A 17033-nucleotide genomic window follows, 5' to 3' on the forward strand; every position below is an offset into this window, starting at 1 on the left:
TGCCTCAGATGATCTTAGGCCGCCTGCTGATAACGCGACAATGAAAGACCTTCGGTACTGATTTCAGGATCACGAGCCAAGACCAGATCGCTGATTAACTTGCCCGAACCACACGCCATGGTCCAGCCTAACGTGCCATGTCCGGTATTCAGGAACAGGTTTTTAAAACGAGTTTTTCCAATAATTGGTGTACTGTCCGGAGTCATTGGGCGAAGGCCTGTCCAGAAGCTGGCCTGATTCATATCCCCCCCAGGGAATAAATCACGGGTCACCATTTCCAGCGTGCCACGACGGTCTTCATTCAGACCCAAGTTAAAACCGCTCAGTTCAGCCATTCCCCCTACGCGGATGCGCTGGTCGAAACGGGTGATTGCAATTTTATAGGTTTCATCCAGCACGGTAGATTGTGGAGCGAAGGCTGGATCTACAATAGGAATCGTCAATGAATAACCTTTCACCGGATAGACCGGTAAATTCAGTTCAAGCGGTTTGAGGAAATCACGTGAATAACTACCAAAGGCCAGCACGTATTTATCTGCTGTAAGCACCTGACCATTCACCAGAACACCTTTGATCTGGTCGCCTTCTACAATCAGTTTTTCAACATTTTGATTAAACTTAAACTCTACACCCATCCCTTTGGCATGTTCTGCCAAGGCATTGGTAAACAGATAGCAGTCACCCGTTTCGTCATTGGGTAAATGCAGACCACCCACCAGTTTGTCTTTTGCCTGTGCCAATGCCGGTTCTACACGCGCCAGTCCATCACGATCCAGCAACTCAAACTCCACACCAGTTTCTTTTAGAACCTCGATATCGCGCTGCACCGCATCCAGCTGCGCATCTTTACGGAAAATCTGCAAAGTGCCTTTCGCACGGTTTTCATAAGAGATGCCAATATCACGACGCAAATTGCGTAAACAGTCACGGCTATATTCAGCCACACGCACCATCCGTTCTTTATTGACTGCATAATGCTGGGCATTACAGTTTTTCAGCATTTGTGCCATCCACTGCAATTGCCACAGGCTGCCATCGACATTAATCGCCAACGGAGCATGATGCTGGAACATCCATTTGACCGCCTTAAAAGGAATACCTGGTGCCGCCCAAGGAGTCGAGTAGCCCGGAGAAATCTGTCCAGCATTGCCAAAGCTGGTTTCCTGAGCCGGACCCGCCTGACGATCCAGCACAGTTACAGTTGCTCCCTGCTGCGCCAGATAGTAAGCGCTTGCCACACCAATCACACCACTACCTAAAACCAATACGCGCATTACCTTAATCCTCAAACATTTTTCCAGGTTATTTCACTAGTATATTTTTGCTTTAATAGTTAAATTCACTATATTCAGTGTATAAATTCAGTGGAATAAATATTTTTTCGGGCAGAATTAAAAAAAAGAGGGAAATATTAATGCGCAAATTAGACCGCATTGATCGCATGATTCTAGACATCCTGCAACGCGATGGCCGGATTGCCATTAGCGAGCTGGCAGCACGTGTCAATCTTTCAACCACACCCTGTTCAGAACGGGTAAAACGGCTGGAGCGTGAAGGTATTATCATGGGTTATTACGCCCGTTTAAATCCGGAAATGCTGGAACGTAGTTTGCTGGTATTTCTGGAAATCAAACTCTCAGCCAAATCAGGTGATGTATTTGATCAGGTGGCTCGTAATCTGACAGAAATTCCAGAAGTCCTGGAATGTCATTTAATTTCTGGTGATTTTGATTATCTGGTCAAAGCGCGTTTAAAGGAAATGAGTGCTTATCGCCGTTTACTGGGGGATTTACTGAAAAAACTGCCCGCTTCTGCCTCCTCGCACAGTTATGTCGTCATGGAAGAAGTCAAAGAAAGTTTATATCTGGACCTAGGGATTTAATACCTTAACTTTATTAATCTGCCTGCAAAAACGTTAAAGCCCCGGAAGGGGCTTTATGTTCGAAAATTCATTGATTTTATCAATCCTTAAGCAGGAATACGCAGTACCTGTCCGGGAAAAATATCATCCGCATTTTTAAGCAAGGGACGATTAGCCTCAAAGATCTTATTATACTGATTGGCATCCCCATAAAACTCTTTTGAGATTTTAGATAAAGTATCGCCAGATTTGACTGTATAGAATTTACTTTCAGGTTCTGGATTAGTCACGGTTAGCTGATCATCTACTTTGGCGACATGATCAATATTTCCGACTGCCAGAATAATCTTTTCACGATCGGCCTGACTTTTTACCTGTCCGCGCACGGTGGCCAGATCAGAGGTCGAGTTATAGCTAATCGACAAACCTGTAATCGGCAAGCCTAAACTTTTGACATGGCCCAATAGCTTATTTGCCATTTCTTGGGCAGAAGGCTCTGCAGGTGCGGCTTTAGGTGCCTGCGGTGTCGCTGCCGGAGTTTGCTGTGGTTCTGCAGCAGCCGTATTTTTCTTACCGATACCTTTTACGAAATCAAAAAGACCCATGGTGAACTCCGTTCTTGTTGTTAATGTCACATCACTCCTATTTTTATAATGAAAAGAGCCCAAGGATAGTTAGTCATTGGTGACATAAAGGTAATGGATTGTAAAACCTTTATGCATGTGAAAAGCGGACACAAAAAAACCACCTTGCGGTGGTCTTTAGGTTCAGCAAAGCTGAAAATCAGCAATTAACCAAGTTTTTTAGTTACATAGTCAATAGCAGACTGAACAGTTGTGATTTCGTTAGAATCTTCATCAGGAATCGTGATGTCGAAGTCATTTTCGAAAGACATAACAAGTTCAACTAGGTCTAGAGAGTCAGCACCCAAGTCATCCATGAAAGATGCTTCGTTTTTGATCTCTTCGATTTTGATACCAAGTTGTTCTGCAACCGCTTGCTTAACGCGTTGTTCGATATCGCTCACAGGAATTCTCCTCATTGCTTGTGGCGTTTTTAATGCCGTTAGTTTAATTGAATCTAAAAAATTTGGAAAGTTTATACTTGAGCTTAGCTCATGTATAAGCCCCCATTTACATGAATAACTGTACCAGTAATGTAACTGGCTTTATCCGAAGCCAAGAAACTTACGGCATTGGCGATATCCTGCGGATTACCCAAACGGTTTAAAGCCACCTGTTCAGTCATCTTTTTACGAATATCTTCACTTAACTGCTCAGTCATTTCAGTGGCAATAAATCCTGGCGCCACCGAGTTTACCGTAATCTGACGACTGCCCATTTCTTTGGCCAGGCTGCGGCTAAATGCTTCAATACCAGCTTTGGCAGCAGAATAGTTGGCTTGCCCCGGGTTGGCAAAGTGTGCCACCACAGAACTGATATTGATAATGCGGCCGAAACGCGCCTTGGTCATGCCTTTCAGTACACGTTTAGATAAACGGTAAACGGCCTTCAGGTGAATATTTAAAATATCATCCCAGTCATCTTCTGACATGCGCAGTAACAGGTTATCTTTGGTAATCCCGGCATTATTCACCAATACCAGTACCGGACCATAGTTTTGCTCGATATCACTCACCAGTGCATCAATCGCAGCACCATCACGCACATCTAAAACTTTACCGGCACCATTTTCAGCAAAATGTGCAGTTAATTTTTCTGCACCAGCTTCAGAAGTCGCAGTACCGACGACAAAATAACCGTCCTGAATGAGTTGTTGCGCAATTGCAGCCCCAATGCCGCGACTCGCACCTGTTACCAAGGCAACTTTACGTTCCTGTGTCATGCAATTTTCCCTTCTGCCACCAGTACGGTGTTAAGCGCATCTTCCAGACGAGATTTGGTATCCAGTGGAAGTGCTTTTTCGATATTTGGTAAACGTTTCGCCATATTCGCCAGTACATTACCTGGACCGCATTCTACAATATACTCAACTCCTTCATCTTGAAGGAATTGTAGTGTTTTGGTCCACTGTACCGACTCATATAGCTGCGCCGTCAAGGCCTGACGAAGTTCAGTCACATCAGCCGCCGCTCTCGCGCCTACATTTTGTAATACAGGTATACGGGGCATCTCAATGGCCGTTTGTTCCAAAGCTGGCGCGAACTGCTCGGCAGCAGGTTTCATTAGTGAACAGTGCGAAGGAACTGAAACAGGCAGCGCAATGGCTTTAGCGCCATTTTCCTTGGCCAGTGCCATAACAGCTTCTACACGTTCTTTATTCCCTGCAACCACAACTTGGCCTTGTGCATTATAGTTCGCTGCTTCAACTGAACCTTCACCTGCTTCAGTCGCTTTCGCACAAAGCTCAATCACTTTGGTGTCATCCAAACCTAGAATGGCTGCCATTGCACCGACACCTTGAGGTACTGCATCTTGCATCAGTTTACCACGCAGGTTCACCAGCTTAACTGCATCACCCAGGCTTAAAGCACCGGATGCAACCAGTGCGCTGTATTCACCCAGTGAATGACCCGCCATGTATTTTGGTGCCACCCCGCCTAACTCCAACCATACACGCCATAAGGCAATTGATGCAGTTAAGAGCACAGGTTGAGTAAATTCGGTTTGATCCAGACCTTCACCACTTTGGGCGATCTGCCACAGATCAAAGCCCACCGCTGCAGATGCCTCGGCAAATGTATCGCGGATACCACTAAACTGTTCTGCAAGTTCAGCGAGCATGCCGACTTTTTGTGAACCCTGACCTGGGAATACAAATGCAGTTTTAGTTGCTTGAGCTGCTTGTTCGAGTTGTTTAGCAGACATAAATAAAATCCTTTCATTCAAGAGGTGCGAATCTTTTAAGCAAGCCAAAGAATTGGCCAATCAGATCACCCTACCCATTGTGGAGCGCAATTTAGCACGTAATTTCGGCTTGGGTAATTGCCAAATACAACAAAAACCGCAACTTCAATATTAAACATGCAAAACTTAGACATAAAAAATCAGCCATAAAAAAAGGGAGCTTAACGCTCCCATTTTTTCTACTAAGCTTTAACGCTTAATACATCATCAATTATTCAGCAGATGCTTTAGCGAATAATTGACGACCACGGTAGATACCATCTTTAGATACGTGGTGACGACGATGAGTTTCACCAGTAGCTTGGTCTACAGTTAATGCATTCTCAGTTAAAGCGTCATGTGAACGGCGCATGTCACGGCGAGAGCGACTTTTACGGTTTTGCTGAACGGCCATGATGGCTCCTTACAAATATCGAAAAAATGGATCAGAACAAATTCGATTGTCTTATACATATGAGTATAACACAAAAATTAGTTAAGTTTACCCTTCAGAGCTGCCAAAACTTCAAACGGATTATCCCGTTTTTCTTCAACAACTTCTTCTACGGCAGGTTGATGCTTATGTTCGCAAGCATCATGCTTAGCAGACAGCGGCATCAACAATAACAATTCATCTTCTATCAGTGCGAGTAAATCAGCGGTGGCAGGTGCATCATATGAACCTTTCGTCGTTGCTTCACTTTCACCTAGGACGATGAAATCAGCATCCTCATCCAAGCGCTCTATCAGTGACTCATCATCTACAAGAGCCAGATGAAAATCTGAAACGAGTTCAATTTCAACGGTGTCCAGACAACGCTGGCATTCCATTGGAACTTTCGTTTCAACATGACCATCTAGCCATGCAATGCGATGATAGGCATCCATTGATAGCTTACAGTCTATGTTAATCAATTGATCATCAATTGATCCAACAGCTTCACGAGCGATACGAACAAAGCGAGACAATGGCAGGGTACCTGACCATGTAAAGCCTTGTTCAGCCCATTTAAACGGCTCAATCTGTGCCGGAAAGGTATTTGCTGACATAATTAAGGCGGCAATTCTACAAATTCATCAGAACTCTGTCAAAGATTAAGATACAATTTTGTACTTATTTTTAGACAGACCAATTGGGTAATTTCAGTCATGCATCTGTTGCAGCCGCAAACAGAAGTGAATATTTCATCACTCGTTAGCACACTTTCAACCTCCGATTCTGACAGCTCACTACAGCAAGTGCAACGCTTACCCTGGGCGAATTTATTATCAGAAGTGCAGCAGGTTGATTGGCTCATCTTACACTTTAATCACTGGTTTTCCCACCTAAATGTCACTTTAGTCCGTGGCGCTTTTGAACCAGAATATTTCCCGGCAACCCAGGATGCCCCTGCCCGGATCCAGTTTGCGCACGGTTTCTTTAATAGTGCCTTGCATGAAATCAGTCACTGGACCATTGCCGGAGACAAACGCCGCCTGTTGCCAGATCTGGGCTACTGGTATGCGCCAGATGGGCGTACCCAGGAACAGCAGGCTTTATTTGAACAGGTCGAAGTCAAGCCGCAGGCGATTGAATGGATGTTTGCCCAGGCTTTTGGCCGTAAATTCCGGGTATCTTTGGATAATCTGACTGGCGACGGCGGGGATGGCAAGGGCTTTAAAGACAATGTCTACACCCAGGTGCAGGCTTATTTCAACGGCACGGCCAAGCTTCCACGTGATGCAATGCGCTTTATCCAATGTATCTGTGCCTGTACCAGAGGTGGTAAAAGTTTACAATCTGATGAATTTAGACGTGAAATGCTTGATTAAATTACACAAATCTACCTTTTTAATGATTGTCAGATTTGACTCAAGCGCCACATAATAAGCCATCAGTCCAAGCTTGGAGTAGCCTCTATGCTGCATTTACGCGTACACCCAGATAACCCACAACCCCGCTTAATCAGTCAGGCAGTGGAACGTATCCGTGCGGGTGATGTTGTGGTCTATCCCACTGATGCGGCCTATGCGATTGGTTGCCAGATCGGGAACAAGAGTGCCATGGAACGGATTGCGCAGATTCGTGGTCTGGGTCCAAAGCATCAATATGCGATTCTGTGCTGTGATTTGTCCGATATTGCCACCTATGCCAAAGTGGACAATGCCATGTACCGTTTGCTGAAAAATAATACACCGGCAGTCACGACCTTTATTTTACCTGCGACCAGTGAAGTCCCGCGTCGGCTGATGCATCCCAAAAAGAAAACTATCGGTCTACGCATTCCGAATAATCCGGTATGCCAGATGCTGCTCAAAGAACTCGGTGAACCGCTGTTGACCTCTACTCTGATTTTACCGGGACAGACCGATCCACTTGACGATCCTTATGACATTGAAATGCAGTTGGGCAAACGCATTGATGTTTTTATAGATAGCGGCTTAGGCACGCTGAGCACAACTTCTATTGTAGATTTATCCGGTGATCATCCAGAAGTGATCCGTCGGGGTGTCGGTGATGTGAGTGCATTTGAATAGTCGTTAAATGAAGAATGCGAAAATTGTCCTTCAGTATTGAGAGAGTTCGAATGCATGGATCTATTTTATTTGCTTCTGAATCAGCATGAATTTTCTGCACAGGATTTAATCTATGCAGAAATGCCTTGGACTCTACAATCCAAGGCAATCATGGTCGAAGCACATTCTTCTCCCCATCCCACTGTAAATATTGATCATACTGAGTACCAATTTTTCCTGACGTTGGCTCTAGTGAGACAGTGGTTGCAGATCAATTCAAACCAAAATGTATGCCTGGCAGAGACCTGTCAGCGTCTCATTGAGTTTGCCGCTAAGGAATATAGTCATTCCTCACTATAAAAATCTAAAACAGCATATGGTGAGAGGTTGCAGTTTTATTCTTTTCAATTCGACAGGTATGTGGTGGTTGCCAAAAACAGTTTAGGAGTCTGAACTACGTTCATAATGACGAACTGCAATGAAATTTGGGCATTGCGATAGCTTCTGTTCATGGTGCATGAGTTCCTCGCCCAGTTTATTTTTCAGATACACATGAAAAACGATCTGATCTTCCTCCAGTACGTTTAGCATTGCTGTACGTGCCTTGGGTTCCATGACTTTAAAGGAATTGATTGACTCACAAGACATGGCTTGCATATCCAGCTTAACCCTTTCGTCCAGCTGGTCCCCTTCATAGGCCATATGCCGCATATAAAAACGGATCTGAGGATATTGGTCAAGGATGCTAAAATCCATTTTCATGGCCTGCATGACAGGCTGGGCCCGTTCGGCAAAAGCCGAGAATCCCCCTGATTTCAGTCCTGTGCGTGCTTCATCTTCAAGCTGCATAATCTGATATTTGGGATAAGCCCAAAATCCCCCGAATGCGATCATTCCAATAACAAGCAAAATAAGAGGCATACTTTCTTCACCTTTTTAATATTTTTTGTGAGCTTCGACTATTTTTTCAGCAGTATAGCGAAGTTTTTGACCAAAAATTATAGAAGTGCATTTTATTAATATTTATTAATTTCATGTTTCTTAATGGAAAATCCGTTTAAAATTCATTCAGCGCCTATCCACTAAATAACTTTCTCTTTCCAGTAAGAAGGACAGCCTTTATCCAGCTTTTTGCATGCATCAACCGATGTTTACCCTTCGGTCTCTTAATTTTTAAACTCGTATTAACATGAAGATCATCGTATATTTTCTGCTGTACTCAGTCTTTTGTTCTATGCTTTTTTTAAAGAGCAGTTAAATTCCATTATTTTTTTAAGTTTTTATTGCTTTGAGTGTTTATTTAATTTATTTAAAGTTACTTTTCCAGTACAATGCCACTGCTAAATCCTGTGCTTTTGTTTCGATCAGATACCGAAAATCAAGCCTTTGCATGCCTTTGAAAATTCGCGTGGCCTATAATTGTAATGACTCAAATTATCCATAACATTAGGGAATCTGCTCCGCACATTCGGGTTCTGGATGAATGGCAGGAGACAATCCCGGAGGATCTGTATATTCCTCCAGCAGCATTTGAAATTTTATTAGAACATTTTGAAGGCCCGCTCGACTTTTTAATTTACCTGATTCAAAAAAACGGTTTTGACCTGTTACAGGTCGATATTGCACCGATTGCAACCCAGTATTTGTCTTACATGGACGCAATGAAATCCCTGAATATCGAACTGACAGCAGACTATATGGTGATGGCCGCATTACTGGCAGATCTGAAATCACGTTTGCTATTACCTAAACCGAAAAGTCTGGCTGCAATTGAACAAGATCCAAAACAAGAACTGATTGACCGTTTAGAAAATTATTTAAGAATTAAACAGGCAGCAGAACGTCTGGGCCAGATGCCGATTCTGGAACGTGACACCTTTACCGCCAATGTCACTCTGGGAGACATCCAGCAGCCGAATGAAGGCTATTCAAGCGATTTACTGCGTGATGCCTTGCTTTGTATATTTAACCGTCCTGAACCGGTGATTCATCAGGTACAACAGGAACCGGTACTGCTGGAAGAACGGATTGCCTATATTGAAAGTTGTATTGAAACTGGCGCAGTACTCAGCTTTAAGGACTTGTTAAAACCGAGCCAAGGCCGTATGGGCATGGTGGTCACCTTTATGGCCGTGCTGGAACTAACCCGACAACAAAAAATTCAGATTATTGCTACAGGTATTGAAGCCCCGCTCGCGATTCAAGGAGCCAGCCAATGACACCCAATCAGAATATGCTGTTATCTGCAGAAGATAATCTGCATGAAGTCCTGATGCAGCTTGAAGCGATTATTTTTGCCAGCGACACTACGGTTTCATTGGCCCGTCTGAAAGAAGCTTTTCAGGATCGTTATAGCAAACAGGAATTACGTCAGTATTTACAACAGCTTTCCATGCTGATGCATGGCCGCTCAATTGAACTGGTGGAAACAGCACAAGGTTATCGTTTTCAAGTACGTGCAAAATATCGTAATATTATTGCACAGACCTGGCCTGAACGACCGGCTCGCTTGTCGCCTTCATTACTGGAGACGCTTGCAGTGATTGCTTATCATCAGCCTGTGACTCGAGCGGATATTGAACAGATTCGTGGTGTTACGAATAACAGTCAAAACCTGCGTACGCTGTTTGACTGGAACTGGATTAAAGAGTCTGGATTTCGTGAACTCCCTGGAAGACCTGCGTTGTTAATGACAACGCCACAATTTTTAAATGCGTTTGGCCTGAATAGTTTGGGCCAATTGCCTCCCCTGCAGGATGCCAAGGAAGCTTTTATGGCCCTCGATGCAAATGCACCGAAGTCATAAATAGGTGAACTGTTGATAATTATTTCTAAGGTTATGCTGTCATGAGTGAAAAGTTGCAAAAGGTGCTTGCACGCGTTGGTTTGGGTTCTCGCCGTTATATGGAAGAAGTCATTGCCGCAGGTCGTGTAAGTGTCAACGGGCAAATTGCCCAAGTGGGTGAACGAATCGAACCAGGTGATGAGCTTCGCATCGATGGTCGTAAAGTTGCGTTCCAGATTGAAGACGAAATCCGTCGTCGTGTCATTATTTATTACAAACCTGAAGGCGAAATCTGCTCACGTAGCGATCCTGAAAACCGTCCGACTGTGTTTGAACAACTGCCTGCTATTCCGGGCGATCGCTGGGTAATGGTGGGTCGTCTGGATATTAACTCGACCGGTCTGCTACTGTTTACCAATGATGGCGAACTTGCGAATCGTCTGATGCACCCATCGAATGAAATCGAACGTGAATATGCGGTTCGTGTCATGGGCGAAGTAACACCACAACTGAAAAATAACATGTTGAAAGGCGTAGTGCTGGATGATGGTCCTGCGAAATTTGAATCTTTCTCTGAACTTGGCGGTGACGGGATCAACCGCTGGTATCAGGTGGTGGTAAAAGAAGGGCGTAACCGTGAAGTCCGTCGTATCTTTGAATCACAAGGCTTGAAAGTCAGCCGTCTACTGCGTACCCGTTATGGTAGCGTGATTTTGCCACGCGAACTGCGTACCGGTCGCTGGATTGAACTGGATAAACAGGATATTGACAACCTGACTAAATCAGTGGAATTGAAACCACGTCAAGGTACTGGCTTGTTTGGTATGGCAAAACGCCGTAATGAACGTATGCAGGACAAGCCGATGGCTGCACGCCGTGGCGGTTTCTTGCGTCAGCAACGTCGTGACAGTGATGAGCAACCACAAAATAACACTGGCCGTGAGCGTCGTGATGACAATGCTTATGGTCGTCGTGACAGAAGTGAAAACCAGAATGGCACTCAGTTCGTTCGTCGTGAAAACCGTCCGGATCAGGGCTTTGGTCGTCGTGAAGAGCGTGATGAAAATGCGCCGCGTCGTCCATATGGCGCCAACAAAGGCTTTAAAAAGTTTTAATAATTAAGATAAATAAAAAAAGTCAGGCACATTGCCTGACTTTTTTATGTCTTATGCATCAGGCACTTTGTGGAATCCCTTGCGGGATAGCACCGAGTAAACGCTTGGTATATTCATGCTGTGGGGATTGATACAGTTCATCCGAATTGGCGATTTCAACTAGTTCGCCATGATTCATCACCATGATCTGATCAGAAATATATTTTACTACCGACAAATCATGCGAAATAAAGATATAGCTTAGACCAAATTCATCCTGTAAATCTTGCAGTAAATTCAGCACCTGCGCCTGTACTGATACATCCAGCGCCGAGACCGACTCATCACAGATTAAAATCTCAGGTTTTAAAGTCAGACAACGTGCAATCGCAATCCGCTGACGCTGACCACCGGAAAACTCATGCGGATAACGATAAAAAGCCTGTGCAGGCAAGCTGACCCTCTCCAACAAGTCTAAAGCCATTTGTTTGCGTTCGGCATCATCCTGACCAATCTTATGAATCTGCATCGGTTCCATCAGGATTTGTCCAACAGTAAAACGTGGATTCAGCGAAGCATAGGGATTCTGGAAAATGATCTGGATTTTACGTTGATACTGGGTAAATTCCTGTTCCGACATGTCCAGAATGTCCCGACCCTGAAACAGTGCCTTACCGCCCGTAGCCTGTTGCAGACGCATCAGCAACAAGCCAATGGTGGTTTTACCCGAACCGGATTCCCCGACCAGCCCCAAGGTCTTGCCTTTGGCCAGCTGAAAAGAAACTCCTTTTACTGCCTGAAATTCATCTTTGCCAAACAGCCCTTTACGACTATAAAAAGATTTTTTCAGATCCCGTACATCCAGAATAACTTCCTCTCCGCCCTTTAGTCCACGTGATCGTTGCGGAAGCTGAGTATTCAGACGGATATCTTCCAGCCAGGTTGAGCCATCCTGTTTCATAAAATCGCTGATCATCGGCAAACGTAACGGACGTTGCGATAATTGTGGACGGCAGTGTAACAAGGCTTTGGTATACATATCCTGAGGCCGGTCCAGCACCTCCCGAACCGGACCCTGTTCACGGATTTCCCCATGGCGCATCACAATCACCTGATCGGCAATTTCACCAACCAATGCCAGATCATGGGTAATAAACAGCATCGACATCTGGCGACGCTGACGCAGCGATTCCAGCAAGTCCAGAATCTGCTTTTGAATAGTCACATCCAGAGCTGTGGTCGGTTCATCTGCAATCAACAGTTTAGGTTCACAGGCAATGGCCATGGCAATCATGACCCGTTGCTGCTGTCCACCGGAAAGCTGCCCCGGATAGGCATCAATTTTAGTTTCTGGCGTAGGAATACCCACTTCTTTGAGCAGCTCCAGGGTACGTTGCCGCGCCTGTTTTTTATTCATGCCCAAATGTAGTTGCAGGATTTCTGCAATCTGCATGCCTACCGTAAATACCGGATTTAGCGAAGACATGGGCTCCTGAAAAATCATGGCAATGTCTTTGCCGCACATCTGGCGCATTTCTCGGGTTTTAAGCTTGAGCAGGTTTTTCCCTTCAAAGATGATCTGGCTATCTTCTGAAATACGTGCGCTTTCTGCCGGAAGCAGGCCCATAGTGGCGAGAGAAGTAACCGACTTGCCACTCCCCGACTCACCTACCAGTGCAACCGTGGTATTGGCCGGAATCTCGAAAGAAACCCCTTTTACGGTCTCAATATACTCTTTATTTTCACCTTTAAAACTGACTCGCAGATTTTCTACGCGAAGTAACGCAGGTACTGTGCTTGGATTGATTTCAGACATCGTTGCGCTCCTATTTCAGTTTTGGATCTAATGCATCACGGAGTGCATCGGTAAACATCGAGAAAGCAGTCACCAATACCGCCATGGCGATTGAGGCTGCCGCCAGTTGCCACCATTTACCCAAAATCAGCTCGCTTTGCGCTTCGTTTAGCATACTGCCCCATGACACTACCCCGATAGGCACACCGAAACCAAGAAAGCTCAAAATGACTTCGGACTTGATAAATGCCACCACCAGAATAGACATCTGTACCAGAGCAATATGGCTGACATTGGGAAAAATATGGACAAACATACGACGCATATTACTCACGCCAATCGCCTTGGCAGCCAGCACATATTCACGTGCCGTATGTTTCATGTATTCGGCACGAACCAAACGGAAAACCCCGGTCCAGCCAGTCAGACCTAAAATCAGGATAATTGATAAAATACCTTTCTGCTGTAACACTGCGGCAATCGCCAAAACCAGCAACAGATAGGGAATCGAGGTAAAGATATTATAAAACCAGTTTAGGACATCATCGACCCAGCCACCAAAGTAACCTGCTATTGCACCCAGTGCAGTCCCAATCAGTACAGCGACAAAGGCTGCAATCAGTCCAACCAGAATCGAGGTTTCAGCCCCCTTAATGGTTTTCTGTAAAACATCCTGCCCCCATTTATCGGCGCCGAAGGCCAGACTTTGCTTGAGTTCACCACTTTCATCCATCAGCTGGCCGCCGAGTTCCTGATTAATGGCCTTCATGTCTTCTGCCAGCGGATCGACCACTCCATAATAATCGATGCCTGCACCAGCACCCTGCTCAGCAGCAATTTCAGCATTCAATTCAGCAATGACATCTTTTAAGGGATCGACTGGATTGACCGGTAGAGGCACAGATTCTGCGCCCTGCTCTGGATCAGAGGCAGCCGGAACTGGCGCTGCACTGATAAAACTCGGCGGTGCATAGCTGACCGCCACTTCTTTATTCCAGTCTTTAGCAATCAGGCCGCTCATTGACAGCACCAGCAGCAGCAGATAAAACAGCACCACATACAGGGAAAACATGGCAATCCGGTCACGTTTCAAACGGCGCATGGCCAGTTGCCATAATCCTGTTGAAGCCGATTCAGGTGCTGCTTCAGCCGCTTGTTCTTTTTTAAATATCGCACTCAGCATAATTCACCTACTTCAACTGTACACGTGGATCGACCCATTTATAGATCAGATCGGCAATCAGGTTGAATATCATGGTCGCAGCAGCGACATAGACCGTAATGGCTTTAATCACAGGAAAATCGGAACGTTCTACCGCAATAATAACTTCACGGCCAATTCCCGGAATACCAAAAAAACGCTCAATCAGGAAAGCACCGATCAGCAGTGCGGGAAGTCCTGCCATCACATCGGTAATAATCGGAATGGAGGCATTGCGCAGGACATGCACGCCCATGATACGGTTTTCACCCAGGCCTTTGGCACGCGCAGTACGCACATAGTCCTGATTGACTTCATCCAGTACGAAACTACGATACAGGCGTAGTGTTGGTGCAATACTGACCACCAACATAATCAGCACAGGTAACAAGGCGTATTTGAAAAGGTTGTCGGCGAAATTATCGCTCCAGCCCTGTACCGGGAACCAGCTCAGTTCATAGGCCAGGAAATACTGGAACACGATGATGTACACCAGAATACTGATCGACATACCGATCGTACATAGCATCATGATCATGCGATCAGTCAAAGAACCACGAACCGAAGCCACACCCAAAGCCAGAATGATAGAAATAATAGTTTGCAGAATGGTCAGTGGAATCAGAATGGTTAGTGAGGGTCCCAAACGGGTGGTGATAATCTGTGCCACCGACTCCCCGGTGCTCCAGCTCACCCCATAATCAAAAGTTAAAATCTGCTTGATAAAGATCCAGAGTTGTACGTAATACGGTTGATCCACACCCAGTTGCTGACGGATGTTCTCAATCTGTTCCGCATTGGCCATTTTACCGGCCAGAATATAGGCAGGGTCTCCACCTACCCAGTTAAACAGCAGGAATATCAGCAAAATCACCCCGAGCATGGTCGGGATCATTTGCCAAAGCCGTCGAATAATATATGCCAGCATCGCTTGCCTTCCTTAATTTTTTCCAGAGATTTCATTAAAGAAAGCTTTGCTGTCCGGATCACGACCCAAGAAGTCTTTCACCATTTGCTCGCCATGCTTTTGACCACCTTGAGCCAGAACCGTATTGCGATAATGCGCACCGACTTTCTTGTCCATCAGCTGATCGCCAAAGGATGAAAGCATATCCAGGGCAATGACCTCAGACCACATATAGCTGTAGTAACCTGCCTGATAGCCGCCCATCAGATGCCCGAATTGTCCCGGGAACTGCTGACCGTTGACATAACCCAAGGCGGTTTTACCTTCCATATCCTGCCAGAGTTTTAAAGGCTCAATGTTTTTTGCATCTTTACCATGCAGGGCCATATCATATTGGGCATATAAAGCCTGACGGGCATAATGCAGGCCTCGGCCGTAATTCTTCACATTCTTTAAGCGCTCGGTCATGGCAGCATCCACGCGAGGACATGCCGGCTCACAGTAATCCGCTACTTTTGACAAGGTTTCCAGACGGCGTGCCCACTCTTCATACATCTGTGATGGCGCTTCAACAAAGTCACGCTCTACCGAGGTACCAGACTGTTCCGTATAACGGGTTTTCGATAGAATCCCGTGCAAGGCATGCCCCATTTCATGCACAAAGGTTTCCAGTTCGTTGCTATTCAAGCCCTTACGGTTAAAATTGGTTACCAGTACCGATACCGGACGACGCTGATTCAGGGTACTGCCGCCATAAGCTCCCCAGACAGCTGCATGCCCATATTTGCCTTCACGCGGGTATTTATCGACATATAATCCGCCCAGGAATTCGCCCGTAGCCTTGTCATGTACCGCATAATATTCCACTTCATCATGCCAAGCCTTGACTTTCACCGGCTTGAACTCAATGCCATAGAGTTCCGAAGAAATAGCGAATAACCATTTTTGCGATGCTTCTGTCGGGAAATAATCCCGTAATTTTTCCTGGTCTACCTTGTATTTGGCCTGACGCAGTTTTTCACTCCAGTAACCCTGATTCCAACGTGTAATTTCTGCTTTCTCTACTGGAACTTTTAAAGTTTCAGCCTTGAACTGACGTAATTGTTCTACATCCTGCTTTTCTAGAGGTGCAACTTTGGCATAAACCTCATCCAGAAAACCGTTCACTGCTTCAGGAGTTTTGGCCATGCGGAATTCAAGCGCAGAATGGGCATAGCTTTCCTTGTCAAAAAGTTGTGCCATTTCATAACGTAGATCAATGGCCTTTTTCATGAATTGCAGGTTTTGTTCGGTCCCGCGACGCGTGTAAGCGGTCTGGTAGCGTTTGCGTGCTTCATCACTTTCTGCCAGCTCCATAAAAGGCTGGTATTCCGGATAATCAAAGCCCAGCAAATAATTGCCCTTTTCATTTTTCTTTAAATTTGCGATGTAACTTTCTGGCAGGCCTTTCATTTCAGCTGGAGTAAATTCAACTTTTTCAGGGTTATCCCGCACATTTTTGGAAAAGTCCTGCCCCAGTTTAGTACTTTCTTCAATAATTTCTTTCAGTCGTTTCTGTTTTTCTGCACTGAGTTGTACCCCGGTGTTCTCAAACTGCTCCAGAATATCTTCTAAAAATTTCTGATCAATCGGATCACTGGCTTTCAGTTTCTTGAACTGGGCATACAGTTTCGGATTCTGATACAGGGTGGTCTGGTATTTGCTGATTTTAAGTTCACAGTCATCGGCTGCCTGACGCAATGCAGGATCCGGATCGACATTACTGTACAACCCTATTGCAGCACCGAAATCACGGGCTTTGGCATGCAACTCATCCCATTCGGCCAGATAAGGCCCTGCCTTGGCATTATCTTTAATTTTTTTATTTTCAAATATCTGGATATCTTTTTGCATGGAAGCCAGACTGGCATCACATAAAGATGGAATTTCTGCAGCCTTGAATAATGGCAGCAGCTGTACTTGGGTATCTGCCGCTACACCTTGATACCCCCCCATTATCATTAAACATAAGGTACTTAATTTTAAAGGCTTTAACTTCATATTCATCT

At 45.3% G+C, this 17033-nt stretch carries 19 protein-coding genes; 7 read left to right on the top strand and 12 right to left on the bottom strand.

Going from position 1 to position 17033, the window contains the following annotated elements:
• Positions 1-14: 14 nt before the first annotated feature.
• Positions 15-1274, bottom strand: coding sequence for a D-amino acid dehydrogenase (locus tag VXP95_RS09015; protein WP_144724267.1), 1260 nt, complete (start codon positions 1272-1274; stop codon positions 15-17).
• A 140-nt stretch (positions 1275-1414) separates the two neighbouring features.
• Between VXP95_RS09015 and VXP95_RS09020 the strand changes: the two genes are divergently transcribed.
• The gene (locus VXP95_RS09020) at positions 1415-1882 is read left to right on the top strand and encodes an Lrp/AsnC ligand binding domain-containing protein (protein WP_004279232.1); all 468 of its coding nucleotides are present in this window, start codon (positions 1415-1417) and stop codon (positions 1880-1882) included.
• An 86-nt stretch (positions 1883-1968) separates the two neighbouring features.
• On the opposite strand, the gene lysM is transcribed toward VXP95_RS09020, so the two are convergent.
• The 6 genes from lysM to VXP95_RS09050 all read right to left on the bottom strand — a co-directional run bounded on the left by lysM (position 1969) and on the right by VXP95_RS09050 (position 5757).
• Entirely contained in the window at positions 1969-2466 is a 498-nt protein-coding gene (lysM, locus tag VXP95_RS09025) for a peptidoglycan-binding protein LysM (protein WP_064101792.1), read from the bottom strand.
• 185 nt (positions 2467-2651) lie between these two features.
• Positions 2652-2888 (bottom strand): acyl carrier protein, encoded by a 237-nt coding sequence (gene acpP, locus VXP95_RS09030; protein WP_064096988.1) that lies wholly within the window; start codon positions 2886-2888, stop codon positions 2652-2654.
• A gap of 83 nt (positions 2889-2971) precedes the next feature.
• The gene (gene fabG, locus VXP95_RS09035; RefSeq protein ID WP_064101793.1) at positions 2972-3706 is read right to left on the bottom strand and encodes a 3-oxoacyl-ACP reductase FabG; all 735 of its coding nucleotides are present in this window, start codon (positions 3704-3706) and stop codon (positions 2972-2974) included.
• Complete coding sequence (gene fabD, locus VXP95_RS09040; protein ID WP_416681211.1) at positions 3703-4689, bottom strand: ACP S-malonyltransferase; 987 nt, start codon at positions 4687-4689, stop codon at positions 3703-3705. The genes fabG and fabD overlap by 4 nt, the downstream gene beginning before the upstream one ends.
• Before the next feature lie 250 nt (positions 4690-4939).
• Positions 4940-5122 (bottom strand): 50S ribosomal protein L32, encoded by a 183-nt coding sequence (gene rpmF, locus VXP95_RS09045; protein WP_004279227.1) that lies wholly within the window; start codon positions 5120-5122, stop codon positions 4940-4942.
• A gap of 77 nt (positions 5123-5199) precedes the next feature.
• Positions 5200-5757 carry a YceD family protein gene (locus VXP95_RS09050; RefSeq protein WP_416681210.1) on the bottom strand — a complete coding sequence of 186 codons (558 nt, stop codon included), beginning with the start codon at positions 5755-5757 and terminating at the stop codon, positions 5200-5202.
• A gap of 99 nt (positions 5758-5856) precedes the next feature.
• Between VXP95_RS09050 and VXP95_RS09055 the strand changes: the two genes are divergently transcribed.
• The 3 genes from VXP95_RS09055 to VXP95_RS09065 all read left to right on the top strand — a co-directional run bounded on the left by VXP95_RS09055 (position 5857) and on the right by VXP95_RS09065 (position 7563).
• On the top strand, positions 5857-6519 hold the full coding sequence (locus tag VXP95_RS09055; RefSeq protein WP_416681209.1) for an elongation factor P hydroxylase: 663 nt from the start codon (positions 5857-5859) through the stop codon (positions 6517-6519).
• Between the two features lie 87 nt (positions 6520-6606).
• Positions 6607-7224, top strand: a complete 618-nt coding sequence (locus tag VXP95_RS09060) for an L-threonylcarbamoyladenylate synthase (RefSeq protein ID WP_064096993.1) — start codon at positions 6607-6609, stop codon at positions 7222-7224.
• A 54-nt stretch (positions 7225-7278) separates the two neighbouring features.
• Positions 7279-7563, top strand: a complete 285-nt coding sequence (locus VXP95_RS09065; protein ID WP_416681207.1) for a hypothetical protein — start codon at positions 7279-7281, stop codon at positions 7561-7563.
• Positions 7564-7644: 81 nt separating this feature from the next.
• Here VXP95_RS09065 and VXP95_RS09070 read toward each other — a convergent pair whose 3' ends face one another.
• Positions 7645-8124, bottom strand: a complete 480-nt coding sequence (locus VXP95_RS09070) for a hypothetical protein (protein ID WP_416681205.1) — start codon at positions 8122-8124, stop codon at positions 7645-7647.
• A 503-nt stretch (positions 8125-8627) separates the two neighbouring features.
• Between VXP95_RS09070 and VXP95_RS09075 the strand changes: the two genes are divergently transcribed.
• Genes VXP95_RS09075 through rluB form a run of 3 tightly spaced genes read left to right on the top strand, consistent with a single transcriptional unit; the run spans position 8628 to position 11103 of the window.
• The gene (locus VXP95_RS09075; RefSeq protein ID WP_416711874.1) at positions 8628-9422 is read left to right on the top strand and encodes a segregation and condensation protein A; all 795 of its coding nucleotides are present in this window, start codon (positions 8628-8630) and stop codon (positions 9420-9422) included.
• Positions 9419-10009: an SMC-Scp complex subunit ScpB gene (gene scpB / locus VXP95_RS09080; protein ID WP_416681203.1), complete on the top strand. Its 591-nt coding sequence runs from the start codon at positions 9419-9421 to the stop codon at positions 10007-10009. Before VXP95_RS09075 ends, scpB begins: the two co-directional genes overlap by 4 nt.
• Positions 10010-10050: 41 nt before the next feature.
• Positions 10051-11103, top strand: a complete 1053-nt coding sequence (rluB, locus tag VXP95_RS09085; RefSeq protein ID WP_416681201.1) for a 23S rRNA pseudouridine(2605) synthase RluB — start codon at positions 10051-10053, stop codon at positions 11101-11103.
• A gap of 58 nt (positions 11104-11161) precedes the next feature.
• Here rluB and VXP95_RS09090 read toward each other — a convergent pair whose 3' ends face one another.
• From VXP95_RS09090 to VXP95_RS09105, 4 genes are read right to left on the bottom strand one after another with little or no spacing between them, the layout of a single operon-like run.
• Positions 11162-12898: an ABC transporter ATP-binding protein gene (locus VXP95_RS09090; RefSeq protein WP_416711875.1), complete on the bottom strand. Its 1737-nt coding sequence runs from the start codon at positions 12896-12898 to the stop codon at positions 11162-11164.
• Positions 12899-12908: 10 nt separating this feature from the next.
• A complete protein-coding gene (locus VXP95_RS09095) occupies positions 12909-14060 on the bottom strand; it encodes an ABC transporter permease (protein WP_416711876.1) in 1152 nt (383 codons plus the stop codon).
• Between the two features lie 7 nt (positions 14061-14067).
• On the bottom strand, positions 14068-15006 hold the full coding sequence (locus VXP95_RS09100) for an ABC transporter permease (RefSeq protein WP_004279216.1): 939 nt from the start codon (positions 15004-15006) through the stop codon (positions 14068-14070).
• Between the two features lie 12 nt (positions 15007-15018).
• The gene (locus VXP95_RS09105) at positions 15019-17025 is read right to left on the bottom strand and encodes a M3 family metallopeptidase (protein ID WP_416711877.1); all 2007 of its coding nucleotides are present in this window, start codon (positions 17023-17025) and stop codon (positions 15019-15021) included.
• Between the last annotated feature and the right edge of the window lie 8 nt (positions 17026-17033).

Source organism: Acinetobacter sp. 226 (genome assembly GCF_048147925.1).
Taxonomy (GTDB): Bacteria; Pseudomonadota; Gammaproteobacteria; order Pseudomonadales; family Moraxellaceae; genus Acinetobacter; species Acinetobacter pecorum.